This window comes from Pseudomonas nitroreducens (assembly GCF_010994165.1).
In the GTDB taxonomy this organism is placed as follows: domain Bacteria; phylum Pseudomonadota; class Gammaproteobacteria; order Pseudomonadales; family Pseudomonadaceae; genus Pseudomonas; species Pseudomonas nitroreducens.
In genome coordinates, this window is record NZ_WMBX01000001.1 from 720,694 (window position 1) to 740,617 (window position 19,924).

Annotated in this window: 16 protein-coding genes; 10 read left to right on the forward strand and 6 right to left on the reverse strand. The window is 63.8% G+C overall.

The genetic code is table 11. The annotated features are described in order from the left end of the window. Positions 1–23: 23 nt before the first annotated feature. The 3 genes from rpsA (at position 24) to rarD (ending at position 3,608) form a co-directional block, all read left to right on the forward strand. On the forward strand, positions 24–1,706 hold the full coding sequence (rpsA, locus tag GJV37_RS03450; RefSeq protein ID WP_038803317.1) for a 30S ribosomal protein S1: 1,683 nt from the start codon (positions 24–26) through the stop codon (positions 1,704–1,706). A gap of 139 nt (positions 1,707–1,845) precedes the next feature. Continuing rightward, a complete protein-coding gene (locus GJV37_RS03455; protein ID WP_024766316.1) occupies positions 1,846–2,715 on the forward strand; it encodes a carboxylate/amino acid/amine transporter in 870 nt (289 codons plus the stop codon). Continuing rightward, positions 2,712–3,608: an EamA family transporter RarD gene (gene rarD / locus GJV37_RS03460; RefSeq protein WP_169889837.1), complete on the forward strand. Its 897-nt coding sequence runs from the start codon at positions 2,712–2,714 to the stop codon at positions 3,606–3,608. Before GJV37_RS03455 ends, rarD begins: the two co-directional genes overlap by 4 nt. A gap of 42 nt (positions 3,609–3,650) precedes the next feature. On the opposite strand, the gene GJV37_RS03465 is transcribed toward rarD, so the two are convergent. The 3 genes from GJV37_RS03465 to GJV37_RS03475 all read right to left on the reverse strand — a co-directional run bounded on the left by GJV37_RS03465 (position 3,651) and on the right by GJV37_RS03475 (position 5,543). Then, a complete protein-coding gene (locus tag GJV37_RS03465; protein ID WP_413247433.1) occupies positions 3,651–4,208 on the reverse strand; it encodes a C40 family peptidase in 558 nt (185 codons plus the stop codon). 391 nt (positions 4,209–4,599) lie between these two features. Next, entirely contained in the window at positions 4,600–5,004 is a 405-nt protein-coding gene (locus GJV37_RS03470; RefSeq protein WP_170858278.1) for an NUDIX hydrolase, read from the reverse strand. After that, entirely contained in the window at positions 5,001–5,543 is a 543-nt protein-coding gene (locus tag GJV37_RS03475; RefSeq protein WP_024766320.1) for a dihydrofolate reductase family protein, read from the reverse strand. The genes GJV37_RS03470 and GJV37_RS03475 overlap by 4 nt, the downstream gene beginning before the upstream one ends. Before the next feature lie 171 nt (positions 5,544–5,714). On the opposite strand from GJV37_RS03475, the gene GJV37_RS03480 reads away from it, so the two are divergent. Beyond that, entirely contained in the window at positions 5,715–7,052 is a 1,338-nt protein-coding gene (locus tag GJV37_RS03480) for a DEAD/DEAH box helicase (RefSeq protein ID WP_089285742.1), read from the forward strand. Between the two features lie 59 nt (positions 7,053–7,111). On the opposite strand, the gene GJV37_RS03485 is transcribed toward GJV37_RS03480, so the two are convergent. Next, a complete protein-coding gene (locus GJV37_RS03485) occupies positions 7,112–8,776 on the reverse strand; it encodes an MFS transporter (RefSeq protein WP_024766322.1) in 1,665 nt (554 codons plus the stop codon). A gap of 221 nt (positions 8,777–8,997) precedes the next feature. Here GJV37_RS03485 and GJV37_RS03490 point away from each other — a divergent pair, with 221 nt between their 5' ends. Continuing rightward, complete coding sequence (locus GJV37_RS03490) at positions 8,998–10,293, forward strand: phospholipase C/P1 nuclease family protein (protein ID WP_084357476.1); 1,296 nt, start codon at positions 8,998–9,000, stop codon at positions 10,291–10,293. Positions 10,294–10,351: 58 nt separating this feature from the next. Here GJV37_RS03490 and GJV37_RS03495 read toward each other — a convergent pair whose 3' ends face one another. Together GJV37_RS03495 and GJV37_RS03500 are read right to left on the reverse strand one after the other, a co-directional pair. After that, positions 10,352–10,615, reverse strand: coding sequence for a DUF2790 domain-containing protein (locus GJV37_RS03495; RefSeq protein ID WP_024766324.1), 264 nt, complete (start codon positions 10,613–10,615; stop codon positions 10,352–10,354). Between the two features lie 492 nt (positions 10,616–11,107). Beyond that, positions 11,108–13,255 (reverse strand): FUSC family protein, encoded by a 2,148-nt coding sequence (locus GJV37_RS03500; protein ID WP_084357475.1) that lies wholly within the window; start codon positions 13,253–13,255, stop codon positions 11,108–11,110. Between the two features lie 349 nt (positions 13,256–13,604). Here GJV37_RS03500 and GJV37_RS03505 point away from each other — a divergent pair, with 349 nt between their 5' ends. From GJV37_RS03505 to acs, 5 genes are all read left to right on the forward strand, one after another. Next, complete coding sequence (locus tag GJV37_RS03505; RefSeq protein WP_024766326.1) at positions 13,605–14,552, forward strand: LysR family transcriptional regulator; 948 nt, start codon at positions 13,605–13,607, stop codon at positions 14,550–14,552. A gap of 204 nt (positions 14,553–14,756) precedes the next feature. After that, positions 14,757–15,788 carry a TRAP transporter substrate-binding protein gene (locus tag GJV37_RS03510; RefSeq protein WP_193452145.1) on the forward strand — a complete coding sequence of 344 codons (1,032 nt, stop codon included), beginning with the start codon at positions 14,757–14,759 and terminating at the stop codon, positions 15,786–15,788. Positions 15,789–15,833: 45 nt separating this feature from the next. Next, entirely contained in the window at positions 15,834–16,472 is a 639-nt protein-coding gene (locus GJV37_RS03515) for a TRAP transporter small permease (protein WP_065327876.1), read from the forward strand. Beyond that, positions 16,469–17,749: a C4-dicarboxylate TRAP transporter large permease protein DctM gene (dctM, locus tag GJV37_RS03520; RefSeq protein ID WP_038803318.1), complete on the forward strand. Its 1,281-nt coding sequence runs from the start codon at positions 16,469–16,471 to the stop codon at positions 17,747–17,749. The genes GJV37_RS03515 and dctM overlap by 4 nt, the downstream gene beginning before the upstream one ends. A gap of 150 nt (positions 17,750–17,899) precedes the next feature. Next, a complete protein-coding gene (gene acs / locus GJV37_RS03525) occupies positions 17,900–19,855 on the forward strand; it encodes an acetate--CoA ligase (protein WP_065327875.1) in 1,956 nt (651 codons plus the stop codon). Positions 19,856–19,924 lie beyond the last annotated feature (69 nt).

Genomic DNA, 19,924 nt, shown 5'->3' on the forward strand with positions numbered 1-19,924 from the left:
AGCCTTTGACTACAGGTATAGACATGAGCGAAAGCTTCGCAGAACTCTTTGAAGAAAGTCTTAAATCCCTCGACATGCAGCCGGGTGCAATCATCACCGGCATCGTGGTCGACATCGATGGTGACTGGGTCACCGTCCATGCCGGTCTGAAATCCGAGGGCGTCATCCCGGTCGAGCAGTTCTACAACGAACAGGGCGAGCTGACCATCAATGTGGGTGACGAAGTCCACGTTGCGCTTGACGCGGTAGAAGACGGCTTTGGTGAAACCAAGCTGTCCCGCGAAAAAGCCAAGCGTGCCGAGAGCTGGATCGTTCTGGAAGCTGCTTTCTCTGCCGACGAAGTGGTCAAAGGCGTCATCAACGGCAAGGTCAAGGGTGGCTTCACCGTCGACGTCAACGGCATCCGTGCGTTCCTGCCGGGTTCGCTGGTCGACGTGCGTCCGGTGCGCGACACCACTCACCTGGAAGGCAAAGAGCTCGAGTTCAAGGTCATCAAGCTGGACCAGAAGCGCAACAACGTTGTCGTTTCCCGCCGCAGCGTGCTGGAAGCCGAGAACAGCGCCGAGCGCGAAGCTCTGCTGGAATCCCTGCAGGAAGGCCAGCAGGTCAAAGGTATCGTCAAGAACCTCACCGACTACGGTGCGTTCGTTGACCTGGGCGGCGTCGATGGTCTGCTGCACATCACCGACATGGCCTGGAAGCGTATCAAGCATCCGTCGGAAATCGTCAACGTTGGCGACGAGATCGATGTCAAGGTTCTGAAGTTCGACCGCGAGCGCAACCGCGTATCCCTGGGCCTGAAGCAACTGGGCGAAGACCCATGGGTTGCCATCAAAGCCCGTTACCCGGAAGGCACCCGCGTTACCGCGCGCGTCACCAACCTCACCGACTACGGCTGCTTCGCCGAGCTGGAAGAGGGCGTGGAAGGCCTGGTACACGTCTCCGAAATGGACTGGACCAACAAGAACATCCACCCGTCGAAAGTCGTTCAGGTTGGCGACGAAGTGGAAGTTCAGGTTCTGGACATCGACGAAGAGCGTCGTCGTATCTCCCTGGGCATCAAGCAGTGCAAGTCCAACCCGTGGGAAGACTTCTCCAGCCGCTTCAACAAGGGCGACAAGATCTCCGGCACCATCAAGTCGATCACCGATTTCGGTATCTTCATCGGCCTGGAAGGCGGCATCGACGGTCTGGTTCACCTGTCCGACATCTCCTGGAACGAAGTTGGCGAAGAAGCCGTTCGCCGCTTCAAGAAGGGCGACGAGCTGGAAACCGTCATCCTCTCCGTTGATCCGGAGCGTGAGCGCATCTCCCTGGGCATCAAGCAGCTGGAAGACGATCCGTTCTCCAACTACGCCTCGCTCAACGAGAAAGGCACCATCGTTCGCGGCACCGTGAAAGAAGTGGACGCCAAAGGCGCTGTCATCAGCCTGGGCGGCGAAATCGAAGGCATCCTGAAAGCCTCCGAAATCAGCCGTGACCGCGTTGAAGACGCTCGCAACGTTCTGAAAGAAGGCGAAGAAGTCGAAGCCAAGATCATCAGCATCGACCGTAAGAGCCGCGTCATCTCCCTCTCCATCAAGTCGAAAGACGTTGATGACGAGAAAGATGCGATGAAAGAACTGCGTCACAAGCAAGACGTAGAAGCCACTGGTCCGACCACCATCGGTGATCTGATCCGTGCTCAGATGGAGAACCAGGGCTAATCCCTGATTCACCATCCAAGGAAAAGGGCGACTTCGGTCGCCCTTTTTCGTTTCTGCCTATCGCTGGCGCGGGCGCGCAGCGCTTTCTCCAAGCCGAGACTGGCGCTATGGTGCCCGCCCCGTTCCGGTCGCTATCTCCATGCCATATCTGCTTTTCGTCACCGTCCTCTGGGCGTTCTCCTTCAGCCTGATCGGCGAATACCTCGCCGGGCAGGTCGACAGCTATTTCGCCGTGCTGACCCGCGTGGTGCTCGCCGGCCTGGTGTTCCTGCCACTGACCCGCTGGCGCGGCGTCGAGCCACGCTTCATCGGCGGGGTGATGCTGGCAGGCGCGCTGCAGTTCGGCATTACCTACGTCTGTCTCTACCAGAGCTTCCGCGTGCTGACTGTCCCGGAGGTGCTGCTGTTCACCGTGCTGACGCCGTTGCACGTGGCGCTGATCGATGACGCGTTGAACCGGCGCTTCAATGCCTGGGCGCTGCTGGCGGCCGCGGTGGCGGTGCTGGGCGCCGGGATCATCCGCTACGACGGCGTCAGCGGCGACTACATACAGGGCTTCCTCCTGCTGCAGGTGGCCAACGCGACCTTCGCAGCGGGGCAGGTGTTCTACAAGCACCTGGTACGACGCTATCCCTCGGACATCCCGCAGTACCGCCGCTTCGGCTACTTCTTCGTCGGTGCGCTGCTGGTCGCCCTGCCGGGCTGGTTGCTGTTCGGCAATCCGCAGAAGCTGCCGACCACCGACCTGCAATGGGGTGTGCTGATCTGGATGGGGCTGCTGGCCACCGCGCTCGGGCAGTTCTGGTGGAACAAGGGGGGCACCATGGTGGATGCCGGCACCCTGGCGGTGATGAACAACCTGCACGTGCCGGTGGGCCTGCTGATCAACCTGCTGATCTGGAACGAGGCCGCCGACTTGCCGCGCCTGGCGCTGGGCGGTGCGGTGATCGTTGCGTCGCTAGGCGTCAATCGCCTTGGCCTGCGTCGTCGCAAGGAGCGCTGCGCATGAATATCTCCGGACGTGGCGTAGCGCTGTCCCTGGCGTCTTCCGTGCTGTTCGTGACCCTGCCGGGTTACATCCATTCGCTGGAGCCGCTGACCAGCATCCAGGTGATCGCCCACCGGGTGGTCTGGTCGATTCCCATGGTCCTGCTGCTGGTGCTTTTCACCCGTCAGGGCGGTGTGCTGCGCGATGCGGGTCGGAGGCTGCTGCGCGAGCCATGGCTGCTGGCGTGCTTCCCGCTGACGGCGGCGATGATGCTGATCCAGTGGGGCGTGTTCATCTGGGCGCCCATGGTTGGGCGCACGCTGGAGCTGTCGCTGGGCTACTTCCTGCTGCCGCTGACCATGGTGCTCTGCGGCCGGGTGTTCTATGGCGAGCGTCTGACCACGTTGCAGGGCATTGCCGTCGCCTTCGCGCTGGCGGGTGTGCTGCACGAGTTGTGGCTCACTCGCGCGTTCTCGTGGTTCACCCTGATTACCGCGCTGGGCTATCCGCCGTACTTCATGCTGCGCCGCAAGATGGCGGTGGATTCGTTGTCCGGCTTCGTCTTCGAGATGATCGTGCTGCTGCCGTTCGCCCTGGCCGCCTTGTGGATAACTGATAGCGTCGGGGTGCTGGAAGAGGTGCCGCGCCTGTGGGCGCTGCTGCCGCTGCTGGGCCTGATCAGCGCGCTGGCGTTCGGCGCCATGATGGCGGCCAGCCGGCTGTTGCCCATGGGACTGTTCGGGATTCTGAGTTACGTCGAACCGGTGCTGCTGTTCGCCATCGCCGTGCTGTTTCTGGGCGAGGCATTCAACCCGGCGCAGATCTGGACCTACGGGCCGATCTGGATTGCCGTGCTGCTGACCGGTTGGGATAGCGCGCGACTGTTGCGCCGGCAGGCGCGTCGCGGCTTGTAGATGAGGGGCAGGCGCTCTCCCGCAAGGGGAGAGCGCTCAGTATCAGTCGTAGCGACCGCCGACGTCAGCCTTGGCCAGGGTTTCCGGCAGGATGCGGCGGGCAGCAGTGTAGTGCTTCTTCCAGTAGTCGCCACTGAGGTCGGAGACACGGACTTTCTGGCCGCGGCGCGGCGCATGGACGAACTGGTTGTCACCGACGTAGATGCCGACATGGTCGACATTGCGGCGATTGTGGATGCGGAAGAACACCAGGTCGCCGGGCTGCAGATCGCCACGCGCCACTTTCGAGTTGCCGCGCATGCTGTACATCTGCTGCGCGGTACGTGGCAGGTCGACTTCGTCGACGTTCTGGAACACGTAGTTCACCAGGCCGCTGCAATCGAAGCCGCGCTTGGGCGAAGTGCCGCCCCAGCGGTATGGCGTGCCGATCATGCTGTAGGCACGCTGGGTGACCTGGTGCGCCTCGCTCTTGGTCGGCTTGACCGACTTGGCATTGAAGGTCAGTAGGGCACTGCCCTGGACCGGGACTCGCAGATCAACCGGTGCAGGTTGATAGGTGCGCGTGATCTTGGAGGAGGCGGTTGCCTCGGTGGCGGCCAAGAGGGTCGCCAAGCCTATGGAAAGGCATGTCAAAAGGGTACTTCGCATTCGGCATGTCTTCTTGCTGGTTGATATCGCCCAGACTCCGCTGGATCGCCATTGTTGTCGGCGTGGTTTCCTTTGGTCCGCTCAAAAATTCCACGCATTCTGAACGACTTTTCATGACAGTTCGTACCGTCTGTCGATTCTCACAATTCCCCTGTGACTTGTAGGACGCTGCGTGACATGTGTTCAGACGCATCAGTCACGGCCTGACCTTATAGCCGGAAGCCCTATAAAACGGGACTTTCGGCCACGCGACGGAAAGCTGGCGGGCTAGTAGCCAAAAGCCAGACACTTAAGGCTTCTTAAGGAAAAACCCGACGAAATGCAGGTAATTGAGCTGAAAGAATCAGCCCAGATGGGCGAGTAACGCGGGAATGACCTGTTCGCGGAGCAGCGGGGCAAGGTTTTGCGGGTAGACGCCGGCGGTGTCCAGCCAGGCGAGCTCTTCCAGCTCGGCGGCGGGTTGGACGGCATGGGGTAGGGTGGCAATGAAGACATGCGCGTCCACCCGCATATCCGGCTCGTTGGCGGCCTTGGCCTGGAAGTGGCCGAGCGGTGTCAGTGCGGAGCTTGCAAGGCGAAGGTCGAGTTCTTCGTGCAACTCGCGCAACAGGGCCTGCACGGATGTCTCGCCGGGTTCGTGCTTGCCGCCGGGCAGCATGAGGGCGCGGGTGCCACGCTTGCGTACCAGTAGCAAGCGTCCTGTGTCATCGAGCAGGCAGGCGGCGGCGATACGAATCGTGGAGCTCATGGCGAGGGCGTTTCCTTCAGAACCTGGTAGCGCATCTGTACGATGCCGCTGGGAAAGCTGCGCTGCTCCAGCAGCTGCAGGCGTTGCTCGAGCCCGATGCTGAACAGGGGAATACCGGCGCCGAGCAAGTGCGGAATGATGCTGACGATCACTTCGTCGAGCAAGCCTGCGGCGAGGAAATTGCCTGCCAGGCTACCGCCGCCTACCAGCCAGATACGCTGGCAGCCGCGTGCCTCCAGAGAGGCGAGGGCGTCTACCGGTGCATAGTGCTCAAGCTCCACCTGCGGTGCGGCCTTGGGCAGGTGGTTGGAGCGGGTCATGACCAGCGCGGGTTTGTCGGGGTACGGCCATTCGCCCTGGTTCAGGCAGAACAAGTAGGTGGCGCGCCCCATGATCAGGCCGTCGATACTGGAATAGAAGGCATGGTAGCCATGGTCATCGGTTTCGCCGCCATAGCCTTCGAGCCAATCCACGCTGCCGTCGGGGCGAGCGATGTAGCCGTCAAGGCTGGCCGCAACGTAGTAAATGAGAGATGGCACCTGTGTGCTCCTTTTTGTCAGGCTCATCAGAGCATGGCATCGCCCTTTGTAGAGCGTCGGTGCGTTTGTCGGATTATTGACGCGGCAGTGCGTCCCTGGTGGTCGGCGGCAATATTTCCAGCGAACAGGCTCGGCAAACATTAAGCTATGCAGCTATTTGGTCTTTACGTGATATCGAGGTCTGCCTTGTTCTCCCAATTCGCCCTCCACGAACGCCTGCTCAAGGCGCTCGATTCGTTGTCCTTCACCGAGCCGACTCCGGTCCAGGCCGCGGCCATCCCGAAGGCCCTGGAGGGACGCGACCTGCGGGTGACGGCGCAGACCGGCAGCGGCAAGACCGCCGCCTTCGTGTTGCCGCTGCTGCACCGTCTGCTCGCTGAGGAGAAGCCCAAGAGCGGCGCCCGCGCACTGATCCTGCTGCCCACCCGCGAGTTGGCCCAGCAGACGCTCAAGGAAGTCGAGCGTTTCGCCCAGTTCACCTTCATCAAGGCCTGCCTGATCACTGGTGGCGAAGACTTCAAGGTGCAGGGTGCGCGGCTGCGCAAAAATCCGGAAATCATCATCGGTACACCCGGCCGCCTGAACGAGCAGTTCAACGCCGGCAACCTGCCGCTGGGCGACGTGGAAGTGCTGATCCTCGACGAAGCCGACCGCATGCTCGATATGGGCTTCTCCGAGGACGTGCTCAAGCTCGCCGGGCAGTGCCCGGCCGAGCGCCAGACCCTGCTGTTCTCCGCCACCAGCGGCAACGGCCTGCACGAGATGGTCGAAAAGGTCCTGCGCGAACCGGAGAACTTGCAGCTCAACCGCGTCAGCGAGCTGAACGAGGATGTCAGCCAGCAGGTGATCCTGACCGACCACGTCGGCCACAAGGAAGAGCTGCTGCAGTGGCTGCTGGCCAACGAGACCTATGAGAAGGCCATCGTCTTCACCAACACCCGCGTCGCCGCCGACCGCCTGACCGGCCGCCTGATCGCTGCCGGGCACAAGGTCTTCGTGCTGCACGGCGAGAAGGACCAGAAGGACCGCAAGCTGGCCATCGAGCGCCTGAAGCAGGGCGCGGTGAAGATTCTCGTCGCCACTGACGTGGCTGCCCGTGGCCTGGACGTCGACGGCCTGGACCTGGTGATCAACTTCGACATCCCGCGTCGCGGTGATGAGTACGTGCACCGTATCGGCCGCACCGGCCGCGCAGGCGCCGGCGGCACCGCTATCTCGCTGGTCGGCCATGGCGACTGGAACCTGATGTCGAGCATCGAGCGCTACCTCAAGCTGCGCTTCGAGCTGCGCACCATCAAGGAACTCAAGGGCACCTACAAGGGGCCGAAGAAGGTCAAGGCATCCGGCAAGGCCGCCGGTACCAAGAAGAAAAAGGATGATGCGAAGAAGACCGGCAGCAAGTCACTGGCGAAGAAGAAGCCCGCAGCCAAGCCCAGGTCTGGCCCATCTAAGGTCGTGAGCCAGGATGGCCTGGCGCCGCTCAAACGCAAGAAGCCGGCGGCGGAGTAAGCCTTCCGCGTCACTGGAAACGCCTCTCCTGACCGAGAGGCGTTTTTGTTCGTGCGCCGCTAGCCCAGCGTTTCCGGCGGCGCCTCGTAGCTGCCGGATTCGTAGCTCACCCCGTGGCGAATCACCGGTGGCGTATCGCCGGCGTGCAGGCTAGTGACGTTGTCGATGATGGTCTTGTCCTCGAGGGTGAGGCGGTCGAGCATGCGCAGGTGGCCGATCCAGTTGTCCACCAGGAACAATTCCTGCCAGATTTCCGGGTTGCTCACGTCGCGATACAGTGCCCAGCGTTCCGCGCCGTTGCGCAACCGCAGGCGGCGCAACGGCTTGGCGGCGCGGACGAAGTCGCGGGTGCGCTCGGCGGGAATCCGGTACTCGATGGACACCAGGACCGAGCCGCGCTCGGGGTTGAACACGAAGGTCGGCTGGCCCGGCACGCCGCCCGGTGCACGGGCGATGCTGGCGGAGTTCAGCTCCGGCAGGCGCGAGTTGTAGAGCAGTGCCACGGAGATCAGCAGCAGGCAGCCGGCGGCGATCAATGCGCCTTGTACGCCCATGGTTTCGGCAAAGTGGCCCCAGAGGAAGGAGCCCGCCGCCAGCCCGCCATAGATCGCGGTCTGGTAGAGCGCCAGGGCCCGCGCCTTGACCCAGTCGGGCACAAGGATCTGCACGGCCGAGTTGTAGGTGGCCACCGCGGCGATCCAGCAGGCGCCGCCCAGCACCAGCGCGGGGAAGATCACCCAGAGGTTGTCGACCCAGCCCAGGGTCAGCATGACCAGCGCCAGGGTGGCGGCGGCGAAGCTGATCAACCGACTGCTGCCGAGCCACTGGCGAGCCTTGCTCACCACGGTGCTGGCGACGATGGCGCCTAGCCCGAGTGCCCCCAGCATGTAGCCGTAGACCGAGGCGCTACCGTCCGGGTTGCGGTGCGCCAGCAGCGGCAGCAGGGCCCAGATGGCGCTGGCCGATAGGCCGAACACCGCCGAGCGCAGCATCACCAGCCGGGTGACACTGGAGTATTGGGTGAAACGCAGCGCGGCGATCACGCCTTCGAAGATGTGTTCTGGCGGCAAGGTGCGTTTGGGTACGTCGCGGCGCCATTGCCAGATCGCCCAGATCAGCGAGGCGTAGCAGATGCAGTTGAACAGGAATACCCAGGAAGCGCCGGTGGCCGACAGCAGCAGACCACCAATGGCCGGCCCGACGGCGCGGGCGACGTTGTAGTTGACGCTGTTGAGCAGCACTGCATCGCCGAGCATGCGCGGTGGTACCTGCTCGTTGACCGCCGCCTGCCAGGCGGGAATGGTGATCGAACTGCCCAGGGACAGCCAGAGGATCGACACGATCAGCATCAGCGGGTCGAGATAGCCCATGAAGGCCAGCACCGTCACCAGTGCGGCACCGGAAAGTTCGACGCTCAAACCCACCAGCATGATCTTGCGGCGGTCGTGGTTGTCGGCCAGCACGCCGGACATGATCGACAGCAGCACCAGCGGCAATGCCGAGGCGACCTGGATCATCGCAACCATCAGTGGGCTGGCGTGGGCCTCGGTGACCACCCAGGCAGCGGCGACCGACTGCGCCCAGGTGCCCAGGTTGGCGAACAGGTTGCAGATCCAGATGATGCGGAACGCGGCGATGCTGAAGGGGGCGAGTACGCCACTGCGAGGTTCGGCTGGATCGGGCTTGAGGGGGAGGTCGTGCTTGGGTGAAACGGACTGCAGCATGGGGACGCCCTTATTTCAAGTGGTCGGCACGCGTGTGGAACCGGTGCCTGTCCATGCCGGGCAAGTGTAGTGGCTGGGGCCGTATGCGCCATTGATGATGGTCAGGCGTGGCGTTATCGGTGACTTGTGCTGGCAAGCTTCGACAGTGCCGGCAGGGCTTTGTGTTGTTAGTCTGCGTCGGAATTTTCCGCATTGCATTGCCAAATAAGAGCGAAAAGCCGATGAAGCGTCTTTCCACCTGCCTGCTGGCTGGCCTGCTGGTCCTGCCGCAAAGTCTCTGGGCCTGGTCCAATCACACCCTGGGCAGCTACATCGCCCTGCAGCAGTTGCCAGCCGTCGTCCAGGCGCCGGACGTCGAGGTCGAGCCGTTGGAGAGCTTCATCAGCCAGCAGCGTGCCGGCCTGGTGAAGCTGCTGGACGAGCAGGAAGCCTATGCGCGCGAACATTTCCGCGAGTATCCGCCGCGTCCGGATGACCTGCGCTTCACCGAGGATGGCCGCGACGATCTGCGCCAGGCCTTCCTCATGGCGCTGCGCCTGAATCCGGAGATCAAACTGGCCACCGCCGTGCAGCCTCCGCCTGGTGGTGAGTTGCCGAATCATGTGGCGTTGCAGCCGGCCGAGGTGCTGGTGTTCCGCAACCTGTCCGGCTGGAACCAGTGGCGCTTCGTGCAGTTGCAGGCTGGCGAAAAGATTCCGGCCATCGACGTGCTGGCCAGCGCCGCCGACGAGCCGGACTTCGGTCACGACATCAACCTGTTCAGCGACAACCCTGGCGAAGCCGGCCAGCGCTACGGCTTCGGCACCCAGCCGTTCGGCGACCCGCGCTACGAGTTCAGCTCCCAGGCGCCGTTCCACATGGGCTTCTACCACGAGGACGCGATCATCTTCACCGGCGCACCGTACCTGGAGCGCAACTGGCCGGAGTGGCGCGCGTACCAGTTCTTCGGCCTGGCCCGTTTTGCCTTCGACAAGGGGCACCCGTACTGGGGCTACCGCTTCCTTGGCTGGGCGATGCATTACATCCAGGACATGACGCAGCCCTATCACTCGACGCCGCTGCCGGGCGAGACCACCGCCAGCATGCTGTGGACGGCGGGCAAGTCCATGGCGGGCTTTGATGCCGACAAGCAGGCGGCGATCCAGCGCGTGGCGGACCGGCATACGGGCGTGGAGCGTTATCAGGTGGACTGGCTGCGCGAGACGCTGCGCCTGGGCGGGCAGTCGCCGTTGCTGACGGCCTATGCGGATATCAGTACCGACGGCACCTATCCACCGTACTCGACGGAGTACCTGCGTGAGGTGGTAGCGAGCGAATCCCATGCCCATGCGGCGGCGTTCGATGCAGCGATCGGCCATTGGCTGGAAAACGAGAAGGCGCCGGCGGGGGATTTCAGTACGGGGAACTCACCGGAGCCGTTCCGGCACGATGAGGCGTTGGATGAGCAGATTCTGCAATTGATCCGGCACTTCGGTGCGCACAGTCGCAATATCGCGAAGGCGGCCCTGCAGCCGTAAAAGAGGGCTGGCCGTTGCGCCGGGGCTGCGTGGGCCCCGGCGCAACGGCACAAGTCGCTTAGCCGCCGGAGCAGCCGTTGCCCCACACCTGGTATTCGACGGTGTGGCGCTGACCCTGGGTATCTTCGTAGGTCATGCGCGCCGGCACGATGCCGCACTCGTTGGACACGTCGGTGGTCGAGATCACGTGGGCGACGTCCAGTTTCATGTCGTAGGTGTACTGCTCCACGGCCGCGCTTGGCGCCTGGTCGGCGGCGTTCACCTGCTCGGCGAGGGCGAGCGAAGAGAAGCCCAGCATGGCCAGGATGACTACAGCTTTCATGAATTTACCTGCCTTGTTCCCGGTGTCCGGACGTGACGGGTCCGTGACGTTCAGCGGATGGCTGCGTCGGGAATCGTTGGGGTTGATTACGGGTCTTGGGTGGTGTTGCGGCGCGCGCTGTAACAGCACGGAAATAATAGGATTTGCCTGACCTGAGTCATATATCCAGGCGCCAACAAGACTTCGTACTCAGAGGCAACAATCCAGGATTGACGCGGGTTGCAGGGGTGTTCTTGCGGCGGGTCGTCGCAGTTTCGGTCAAGTTTGGGACGTGGTTGCAGGGCGGGTAGGAGCAACTGTCTTAGCCAGGTGAGTCCGGTGCCTGCGCATTCCCCTCACCCCAGCCCTCTCCCCAGGGAGAGGGAGCCGTACGTGCCGGCGGACACCAGGGTTTCATCCTGCACGAATGGTCCCCTCTCCCGCTTGCGGGAGAGGGTTAGGGTGAGGGGCTCTTGATCTTGTTAGGGTGGGCTTCGGTGCGATGGCGACGACTCAATCGCGCAGCGGCGACTGCGGATCGAGCAGTGACGTGCGGATGAAGTGCAGGTAGCTGCACACGCGGCGCAAGGGTGAGGAGTCGAAGTGCGGCGGGCGGCGGTCATCGGTGTTGCGGGTCGCGTGGATCGCGTGTTCCACCGCGGCCAGCGCGCGTTGGCGGTTGCTCTCGCTGGGCTGGATGAACAGCCGGATCAGCGCGCGGCCCAGGGCGCGGATGGCCCGGCGCCAGGGCATGCGCTCGGCGTACCAGGGCTCTTTCGGCAGGGCCTCCTGCTCGCGGCGCAACTCGATGATCGACAGGCCGATCTCCTGCACCTGGAAGGTCCAGCGCAGTAGCCGGCGCTGTACGTCCGGGCGGCCTGTGGATAACCCATACGCCTGGTTCAACAGGTCGCGGGTGCCGCTCTCGAAGCTGGACGACAGGCCCTTCAGCGGATCGCTGATCACCCGTACCACGCGCAGGCGCAGCTCGGCTTCCAGGCGCTCCCACAACCATGGCCGGTTGGGTGGCAGGATGACGATCGCCGCGACCACCGCCATGCCCATGGACAGCAGCATCGCCAGGTATTCGTTGATGAAGGTGTAAGCGTCGTAGTGCGCCAGGTTCGCCGGCAGCGAGGCGATGCAGAACCACACCAGCAGGCCGACGCCGTAGCCGCTCCACTTCGGCCGGGTGATCAGGAAGGCGCCGAGGGCGAACACCGGGGCGAGCACGAAGCACAGCAGCGGAAAGCCGTCGATATGCGGCAGCACGCGGAAGGTCAGGATGAAGCCCAGCGTGGCGCCCAGCAGCGTGCCGAGGGTCAGTTGCAGCGACAGGCGCTTGGGATTGGGTGAGGCGGAGGAGAGCGCTGCGATCAGTACCGAGGTCAGCGCGAAGGTGGCGCCGCTGAGCCAGGATGTTTCGATCCAGAACACACCGCCGACTATCACCAGCAGCGCGCAACGGAAGCCCGCGACGGCGGCGGCAAGCGCATTCGCCTTGGGCGTGAAGCGCTCCTTCCACTGCTCGCGCTCGTGCTTGTGCGCGGCGAGCGAGGCGTGGGTCTGCGCATAGTTGTGCATGTCGTCGACGAAGCGGAAGAGCAGCTCGGCGGCGGTCTCGAAATCCAACTGGTCGGCCTCCCGCGGGCAGGTGTGGCCGAGGCTGGCGCGTGCTTCGCGGATGCGCGGCATGAGGTGATGCTTGCACAGTTCGAGCTGCACGCTCAGGCGCTCGGCATCCGCTTCGGCGAGTGGCCGGCCGTGCCAGCTGGCGAGCAGTTCGCTGACATCGATCAGGCAGGGCATCAGCACTTCCAGTACATTGCTGGCCTGCCGCTCGCGCAGGCGGTCGAGCAGGCGCTGCAAGGCGTGGAAGCGTGTCGTCAGCTGCATGAACTCGCTGTTCAGCCGCGCCAGGCGGCCACTGCGCAGACGCATGTGCGGGTCTTCGAAGGCAGTGACGTTGCGCAGGCTTTCCAGGCCCACCACTTCGGCGGCAATGCGCGCACTGGCCTGCTCGAAACGCTCGCGCTCCAGCGTTCCATTGAGGCCGGCGCTGGCAAGACCGGCGAAGTCACCGAAGCGGGTGTTCAGCGCATTGCGCAGGGCGGCGGTACTGGTCTGCGGCAGGACGATGGCGCTGACCACGCCGGTGCAGAGAATCCCCAGAGTGATCTCGATCACCCGCCACAGCGCCTGCATGAAGGCGCCTTCGGGATGCAGCGTTGCGGGGATGCCGATCATCACCGCCGTATAGCCGGCCAGCAGACAGGCGTAGGCGCGAAAATCCCGATAACGCGCGGCGCCCGCGGTGCACAGGCCGACCCAGATCGCCACGCAGAGCAGGAACAGCACGCGCTCCTGGGCGAACAGGGCGATGAAGGTGACCATCACCGTGAGCCCGGCCAGGGTGCCGAGGATGCGGTAGAAACTCTTCGCCAGTACCTGGCCGCTCTGCGGCTGCAGCACGATGAAGGCGCTCACCAGCACGGTGTTGGGCTGCGGCAGTTCCAGGCGATAGGCCAGCCACAAGGCCGTGAAGGCGGTGATCAGCGTCTTGAGGATGAACATCCAGGTGACGCCGTCGGTGTGCGCCCAGTCGGACAGGGCGAAGCGCACCGCGGCGGCCTTGGGCAGGCGCACGGACAGACTGCTCATCAGGCTTATCTCGGCAGGCGGTGGTCGGGCTGGGCCGGGTTTTCAGAACCCTGTAGTTCGAAGGCGGAGCGAAGGGCTGGAAGCACGTTGCACGAAAGGCGGAGCACGGGTGCGAATCCTGGGGTGTCGCGGCAGGCCGCGTTGGGGAGGGCGATTCTAGAAGTGCGCCGGGGGCAGGATAAGCTGACGGATGGGCGAATTATTGTTACCTGAAAGTACAATAATCCCTGCGCCGCACCTGTGCGACAATTCGCCGCCTGTCATGAATCTGTAACAAGGCGTTGCTCGGTCGAGCGCCGTTGCAGAGGCCGCCCGCCGTGGCGCCGGGACAGGCTCTTCAGGAGAAATGATGGACCTGCTGCACAACATGCGTGCTTTCGTCTGTGTCGCCGAGACCGGCAGCTTCACTGCCGCCGCCCAGCGCATGGACCTCACCACCGCCTACGTTTCGCGGACGGTGGCCAAACTCGAAGCGCACCTGCGCACCCGACTGTTGCACCGCACCACCCGCCGCATCGCGCTCACCGAAGCCGGCCAGCGCTACCTGCAGCGCTGCCAGCAGATCCTCGGCTACATCGAGGAGGCCGAGGCCGAGGCGGGCGACGCCCACGCCCGGCCCCACGGCAAGGTGAAGGTGCATGCCATGACCGGTATCGGCCAGCACTACCTGATACGCGCAATCTCGCAGTACTGCGAGATCTATCCGGAGGTCACCTTCGACCTGACGCTGGCCAACCGTATCACCGACATCCTCGACGAGGGCTACGACATCTCCGTGGTCATCGCCCAGGAGCTGCCGGATTCGGGCTTCGTTTCCAAGCGCATCGGCAAGACCTACAGCGTGCTCTGCGCATCCCCCGAGTACGTGGCGCGGCACGGCATGCCCAAGAAGCTCGCAGAACTCACCGATCACCGCTGCCTGCGCCTGGTGAATTCGGTGATGTCCCTGGACAAGTGGCTGTTCGATGGTCCCGACGGCCAGGAAATGGTCGGCATCAACCATAGCCACTTCCAGGTCAACACCGCTGACGCGATGACCGAAGCGGTACGCGCCGGCATGGGCATCGGTGCGCTGCCGGTGTACTCCGCCGTGCAGGGCCTGAAGGACGGCAGCCTGGTGCGCGTGCTGCCGGACTACAGCCTGTTCCACCTCAACGTCTATGCGCTGTATCCGTCGCGTCAGTACCTCGATGCGAAAATCCGTACCTGGGTGGAGTTCCTCCGTGACTGCGTGCCGGGCATGCTCGAAGAGCACGAGCGGATGATGCTCGACCACCGGACGCGGGTAACCGGCTGACGCGTCATCTCGCAGACTTGAGCTTCTGAATCTTTTCGCGCCCGGCATCTGCCGGGCGCCTCTTTTTGCTTTTTGCGTTCCGCTCTGGCGAACGCTGCTTTGGGAAAAGATGAATTCTCCGAACGCCAACATTTACGTCAGTCTCCCTGCGAGCCTGCCGCCAGGCTCACCTCGCAAGCACAAGAACAAATTGAGGGTGACGCGATGTTTGGAACCATGGGGCGGGCGATGCTCGCCGTCCTGGCGTTGGCCTGCGCTACTGCCACGCAGGCTGCCGATGAACCGCAAACTGCCAATGATCCGACTATCCATGAACCCATAGTGATCAAGTTCGCCCACGTGGTCGCGGAGAACACGCCCAAGGGGCAGGGTGCGCTGATGTTCAAGCGCCTGGCCGAAGAGCGCTTGCCCGGCCGGGTGCGCGTGGAGGTCTACCCGAACTCCTCGCTGTTCGGCGACGGCAAGGAGATGGAAGCACTGCTGCTGGGTGACGTGCAGATGCTCGCGCCGTCTCTGGCCAAGTTCGAGCAGTACACCAAGAAGGTGCAGATATTCGACCTGCCATTCCTCTTCGACGACATCCAGGCTGTCGACAATTTCCAGCGCAGCCCGCAGGGCCAGAACCTGCTGACCAGCATGCAGGGCAAGGGCATCCTTGGCCTGGCCTACTGGCACAACGGGATGAAGCAGCTGTCGGCCAACCGCTTGTTGCTGGAGCCGGGCGATGCGCGGGGGCTGAAGTTCCGCGTGCAGGCCTCGGATGTGCTCAACGAGCAGTTCCGCACGCTACGCGCCATCTCCCGCAAGATGTCCTTCGCCGAGGTCTACCAGGGCCTGCAGACCGGTGTGGTGAATGGCACCGAGAACACCTGGTCGAACTACGAGAGCCAGAAGGTCAACGAGGTGCAGAAGTACTTCACCGAGTCCAACCATGGGCTGGTGGATTACATGGTGATCACCAACGCGACCTTCTGGAATGGCTTGCCGCGGGACATCCGCGCCCAGCTGCAGAAGATCATGGCCGAGGTCACTGTGCAGGTGAACCTGGAAGCCGAGCGCCTGAACCGTGACGCCCGCCAGCGCATCCTCGCCAGCGGCGGCAGCGAGATCCACACGCTTACCGCGCAGCAGCGCGCCGATTGGCGCGAGGCGATGCAGCCGGTGTGGCAGAAATTCCGCGACAACGTCGGCGCCGACTTTCTCCAGGCCGCCGAAGCCTCCAACCGCCCCCATTGATCCGTCCGGCTCCGCCGGATGGCGGGGCTTTCTGGAGCTTATTCCATGAATCGACTCGTGCGCGTCTGGAACCACTTCGAGGAGGGCGCCATCGCCTTCCTGCTGGCGGCCATGACGCTGGTGACCTTCGTCTACGTGGTGATGACCAACGTCTTCACCCTGTTCTATGACCTGGGCGACCGCGTGCCCTCGCTGCAAGGAGTGTTTTACGCCATCGGTGACGCCATCCTCGGCGTCGCCCAGGACATGTCCTGGAGCAACGCCCTGACCAAGGCGCTGTTCGGCTGGCTGATCTTCTTCGGCATCGCTTATGGCGTGCGCACCGCCGGCCACCTGGGCGTGGATGCGCTGGTGAAGCTGGCGCCGCGTCCGCTGCAGCGGTTCATCGGTGTGCTCGCCTGCCTCTGCTGCCTGGGTTATGCCGGGCTGTTCATGGTCGCGAGCTTCGACTGGGTTAAGACGTTGTTCATCGCCGGCATCGGCGCCGAAGACCTCGACCACTTCGGCATCCTCCAGGCCTACATTGCGGTGATCGTGCCCGTCGGCTTCGGCCTGGTGCTCCTGCGTTACCTGGAAATCCTCGTCAACCTGTTGCGCGGCCGCCAGCTCGGCCTGGGCCTTGCCGACGAGGCTGCGGAGGCCTCGAAACTGGCTGGCGAAGAAGCCGCGGAGAATCGTCCATGACCGTGATGATGCTGTTCCTCCTGCTGTTCGTCTTCATGTTCATCGGCGTGCCCATCGCCATTTCCCTGGGGCTTTCCGGGGCGCTGACGATCCTGCTGTTCAGCCCGGACTCGGTGCGCTCGCTGGCGATCAAGCTGTTCGAGACCTCCGAGGCCTACACGCTGCTGGCGATTCCGTTCTTCCTGCTCTCCGGCGCCTTCATGACCACCGGTGGCGTGGCGCGCCGGCTGATCGATTTCGCCAACGCCTGCGTCGGCCACATCCGTGGCGGCCTGGCGATTGCCGCAGTGCTGGCGTGCATGCTGTTCGCCGCGTTGTCTGGTTCGTCGCCGGCAACGGTGGCGGCGGTGGGTTCGATTGCCGTGGCTGGGATGGTGCGCTCGGGCTACCCGCGCGAGTTCGGCGCCGGGATCATCTGCAATGCCGGGACCCTGGGCATCCTGATCCCGCCGTCGATCGTCATGGTGGTGTACTCCGCCGCCACCGAGACTTCGGTGGGCAAGCTGTTCGTCGCCGGCGTGGTGCCGGGCCTGCTGCTGGGCGTGATCCTGATGGTGGTGATCTACATCGTCGCGCGGGTGAAGAATCTCCCGGCACAACCGCGCGCCAGCCTGCGCGAATGGCTGGCCGCTGCACGCCGTGCCGGCTGGGGGTTGCTGCTGCTGGTGATCATCCTCGGCGGCATCTACTCCGGGCTGTTCACGCCGACCGAGGCGGCGGCGGTGGCGGCGGTCTACTCGGCCTTCGTCGCGCTGTTCGTCTACAAGGACATGCGCCTGCGCGACTGCCCCAAGGTGCTGGTGGAGTCGGGGCGGCTGAGCATCATGCTGATGTTCATCATCGCCAACGCCATGCTCTTCGCCCACGTGCTGACCACCGAGCAGATTCCCCAGCAGATCACCGAGTGGGTGATGCAGGAGGGGCTGACGCCAATCGGCTTCCTGCTGATGGTCAACATCGTGCTGCTGGTAGCCGGCAGCTTCATGGAGCCGTCGGCCATCGTGCTGATCCTGGCGCCGATCTTCTTCCCCATCGCCATGCGCCTGGGGATCGACCCGATCCACCTGGGGATAGTCATGGTGGTGAACATGGAGATCGGCCTGGTGCACCCGCCAGTGGGGCTCAACCTGTTCGTCACCTCGGCGGTCACCGGCCTGCCGCTGGGCTCGACCATCCGCGCCGCGCTGCCGTGGCTGATGATCCTGCTGCTGTTCCTGATCCTGGTGACCTACGTGCCCTACATCTCGCTGGCGCTGCCGCACGCGCTGGGCATGTGACAGGTTGTCGCGGCCCCATGGCAGTAGGAGTTATGGGGCCCATCACTACGACTAAGGATTGGTAAGACCATGGTCGTATGGTTCGGGGAAGGGTGTCGCCGTTACAACTTAGGGCAACAAAAACAACACTCTTCACCGAGGTAAAACGCCATGACAGCGGCATCCGTGTACCCCGTGCGTCCCGAAGTGGCCGCGACCACTCTGACCGACGAGGCCACCTACAAGAAGCTGTACCAGCAGTCGGTGGTCAACCCCGACGGCTTCTGGCGCGAACAGGCCCAGCGCATCGACTGGATCAAGCCGTTCACCAAGGTCAAGCAGACCTCGTTCGACGACCATCACGTCGACATCAAGTGGTTTGCCGACGGCACCCTGAACCTCTCCTACAACTGCCTCGACCGTCACCTGGCCGAGCGCGGCGACCAACTCGCCATCATCTGGGAAGGCGACGATCCTTCCGAGCACAAGGAAATCACCTACCGCGAACTGCACGAGCAGGTCTGCAAGTTCGCCAACGCCCTGCGTGGCCAGGACGTGCACCGTGGCGACGTGGTGACCATCTACATGCCGATGATCCCGGAAGCCGTGGTCGCCATGCTGGCCTGCGCCCGCATCGGTGCGATCCACTCCGTGGTATTCGGCGGCTTCTCCCCCGAAGCACTGGCCGGGCGCATCATCGACTGCCGTTCCAAGGTAGTGATCACCGCCGACGAAGGTCTGCGGGGCGGCAAGAAGACCCCGCTCAAGGCCAACGTCGACGACGCGCTGACCAACCCGGAAACCAACAGCGTGCAGAAGATCATCGTCTGCAAGCGCACCGGTTCGAACATCAAGTGGAACCAGCACCGCGACGTGTGGTTCGAGGACCTGATGAAGGTCGCCGGCACCACCTGCGCGCCGAAGGAAATGGGCGCCGAGGACCCGCTGTTCATCCTCTACACCTCCGGCTCCACCGGCAAACCCAAGGGCGTGCTGCACACCACCGGCGGCTATCTGGTCTACGCCTCGCTGACCCATGAGCGCGTGTTCGACTACCGTCCGGGCGAGGTCTTCTGGTGCACCGCCGACATCGGCTGGGTCACCGGCCACACCTATGTCGTCTACGGCCCGCTGGCCAACGGCGCGACCACCGTGCTGTTCGAGGGTGTGCCGAACTACCCGGACATCTCCCGCGTGGCGAAGATCGTCGACAAGCACAAGGTCAACATCCTCTACACCGCACCGACCGCCATCCGCGCCATGATGGCCGAGGGAAAGGCGGCAGTCGAAGGCGCCGACGGCTCCAGCCTGCGCCTGCTGGGGTCGGTCGGCGAACCGATCAACCCGGAAGCCTGGCAGTGGTACTACGAGACTGTCGGCCAGTCGCGCTGCCCGATCGTCGACACCTGGTGGCAGACCGAAACGGGTGCCTGCCTGATGACCCCGTTGCCGGGCGCCCACGGCCTGAAGCCGGGCTCCGCCGCCAAGCCGTTCTTCGGCGTGGTGCCGGCGCTGGTGGACAACCTGGGCAACATCCTGGAAGGGGCCACCGAGGGCAACCTGGTGATCCTCGATTCCTGGCCGGGTCAGGCGCGTACCCTCTACGGCGACCACGACCGCTACGTGGACACCTACTTCAAGACCTTCAAGGGCATGTACTTCACAGGCGACGGTGCTCGTCGCGACGAGGACGGCTATTACTGGATCACCGGTCGCGTCGATGACGTGCTGAACGTCTCCGGCCACCGCATGGGCACCGCCGAGATCGAGAGCGCGCTGGTCGCCCACCCGAAAGTCGCCGAAGCCGCGGTGGTTGGCGTACCGCACGACATCAAGGGACAAGGCATCTATGTCTACGTCACCCTGAATGCCGGCGAGGAATCCAGCGAGCAATTGCGCCAGGAGCTCAAGGCCTGGGTACGCAAGGAGATCGGCCCGATCGCTACCCCGGACGTGATCCAGTGGGCGCCCGGCCTGCCGAAGACCCGCTCGGGCAAGATCATGCGCCGCATACTGCGCAAGATCGCCACGGCCGAGTACGACACCCTGGGAGATATCTCCACCCTGGCCGATCCTGGTGTGGTACAGCACCTGATCGACACGCACCAGGCCATGCGCGCGGCCTGATCTGTCAGCCGATGAAAACGCCCCGCTTGCCGGGGCGTTTTTCTATTTGTGCTTTTGGTGGGAGGGCGT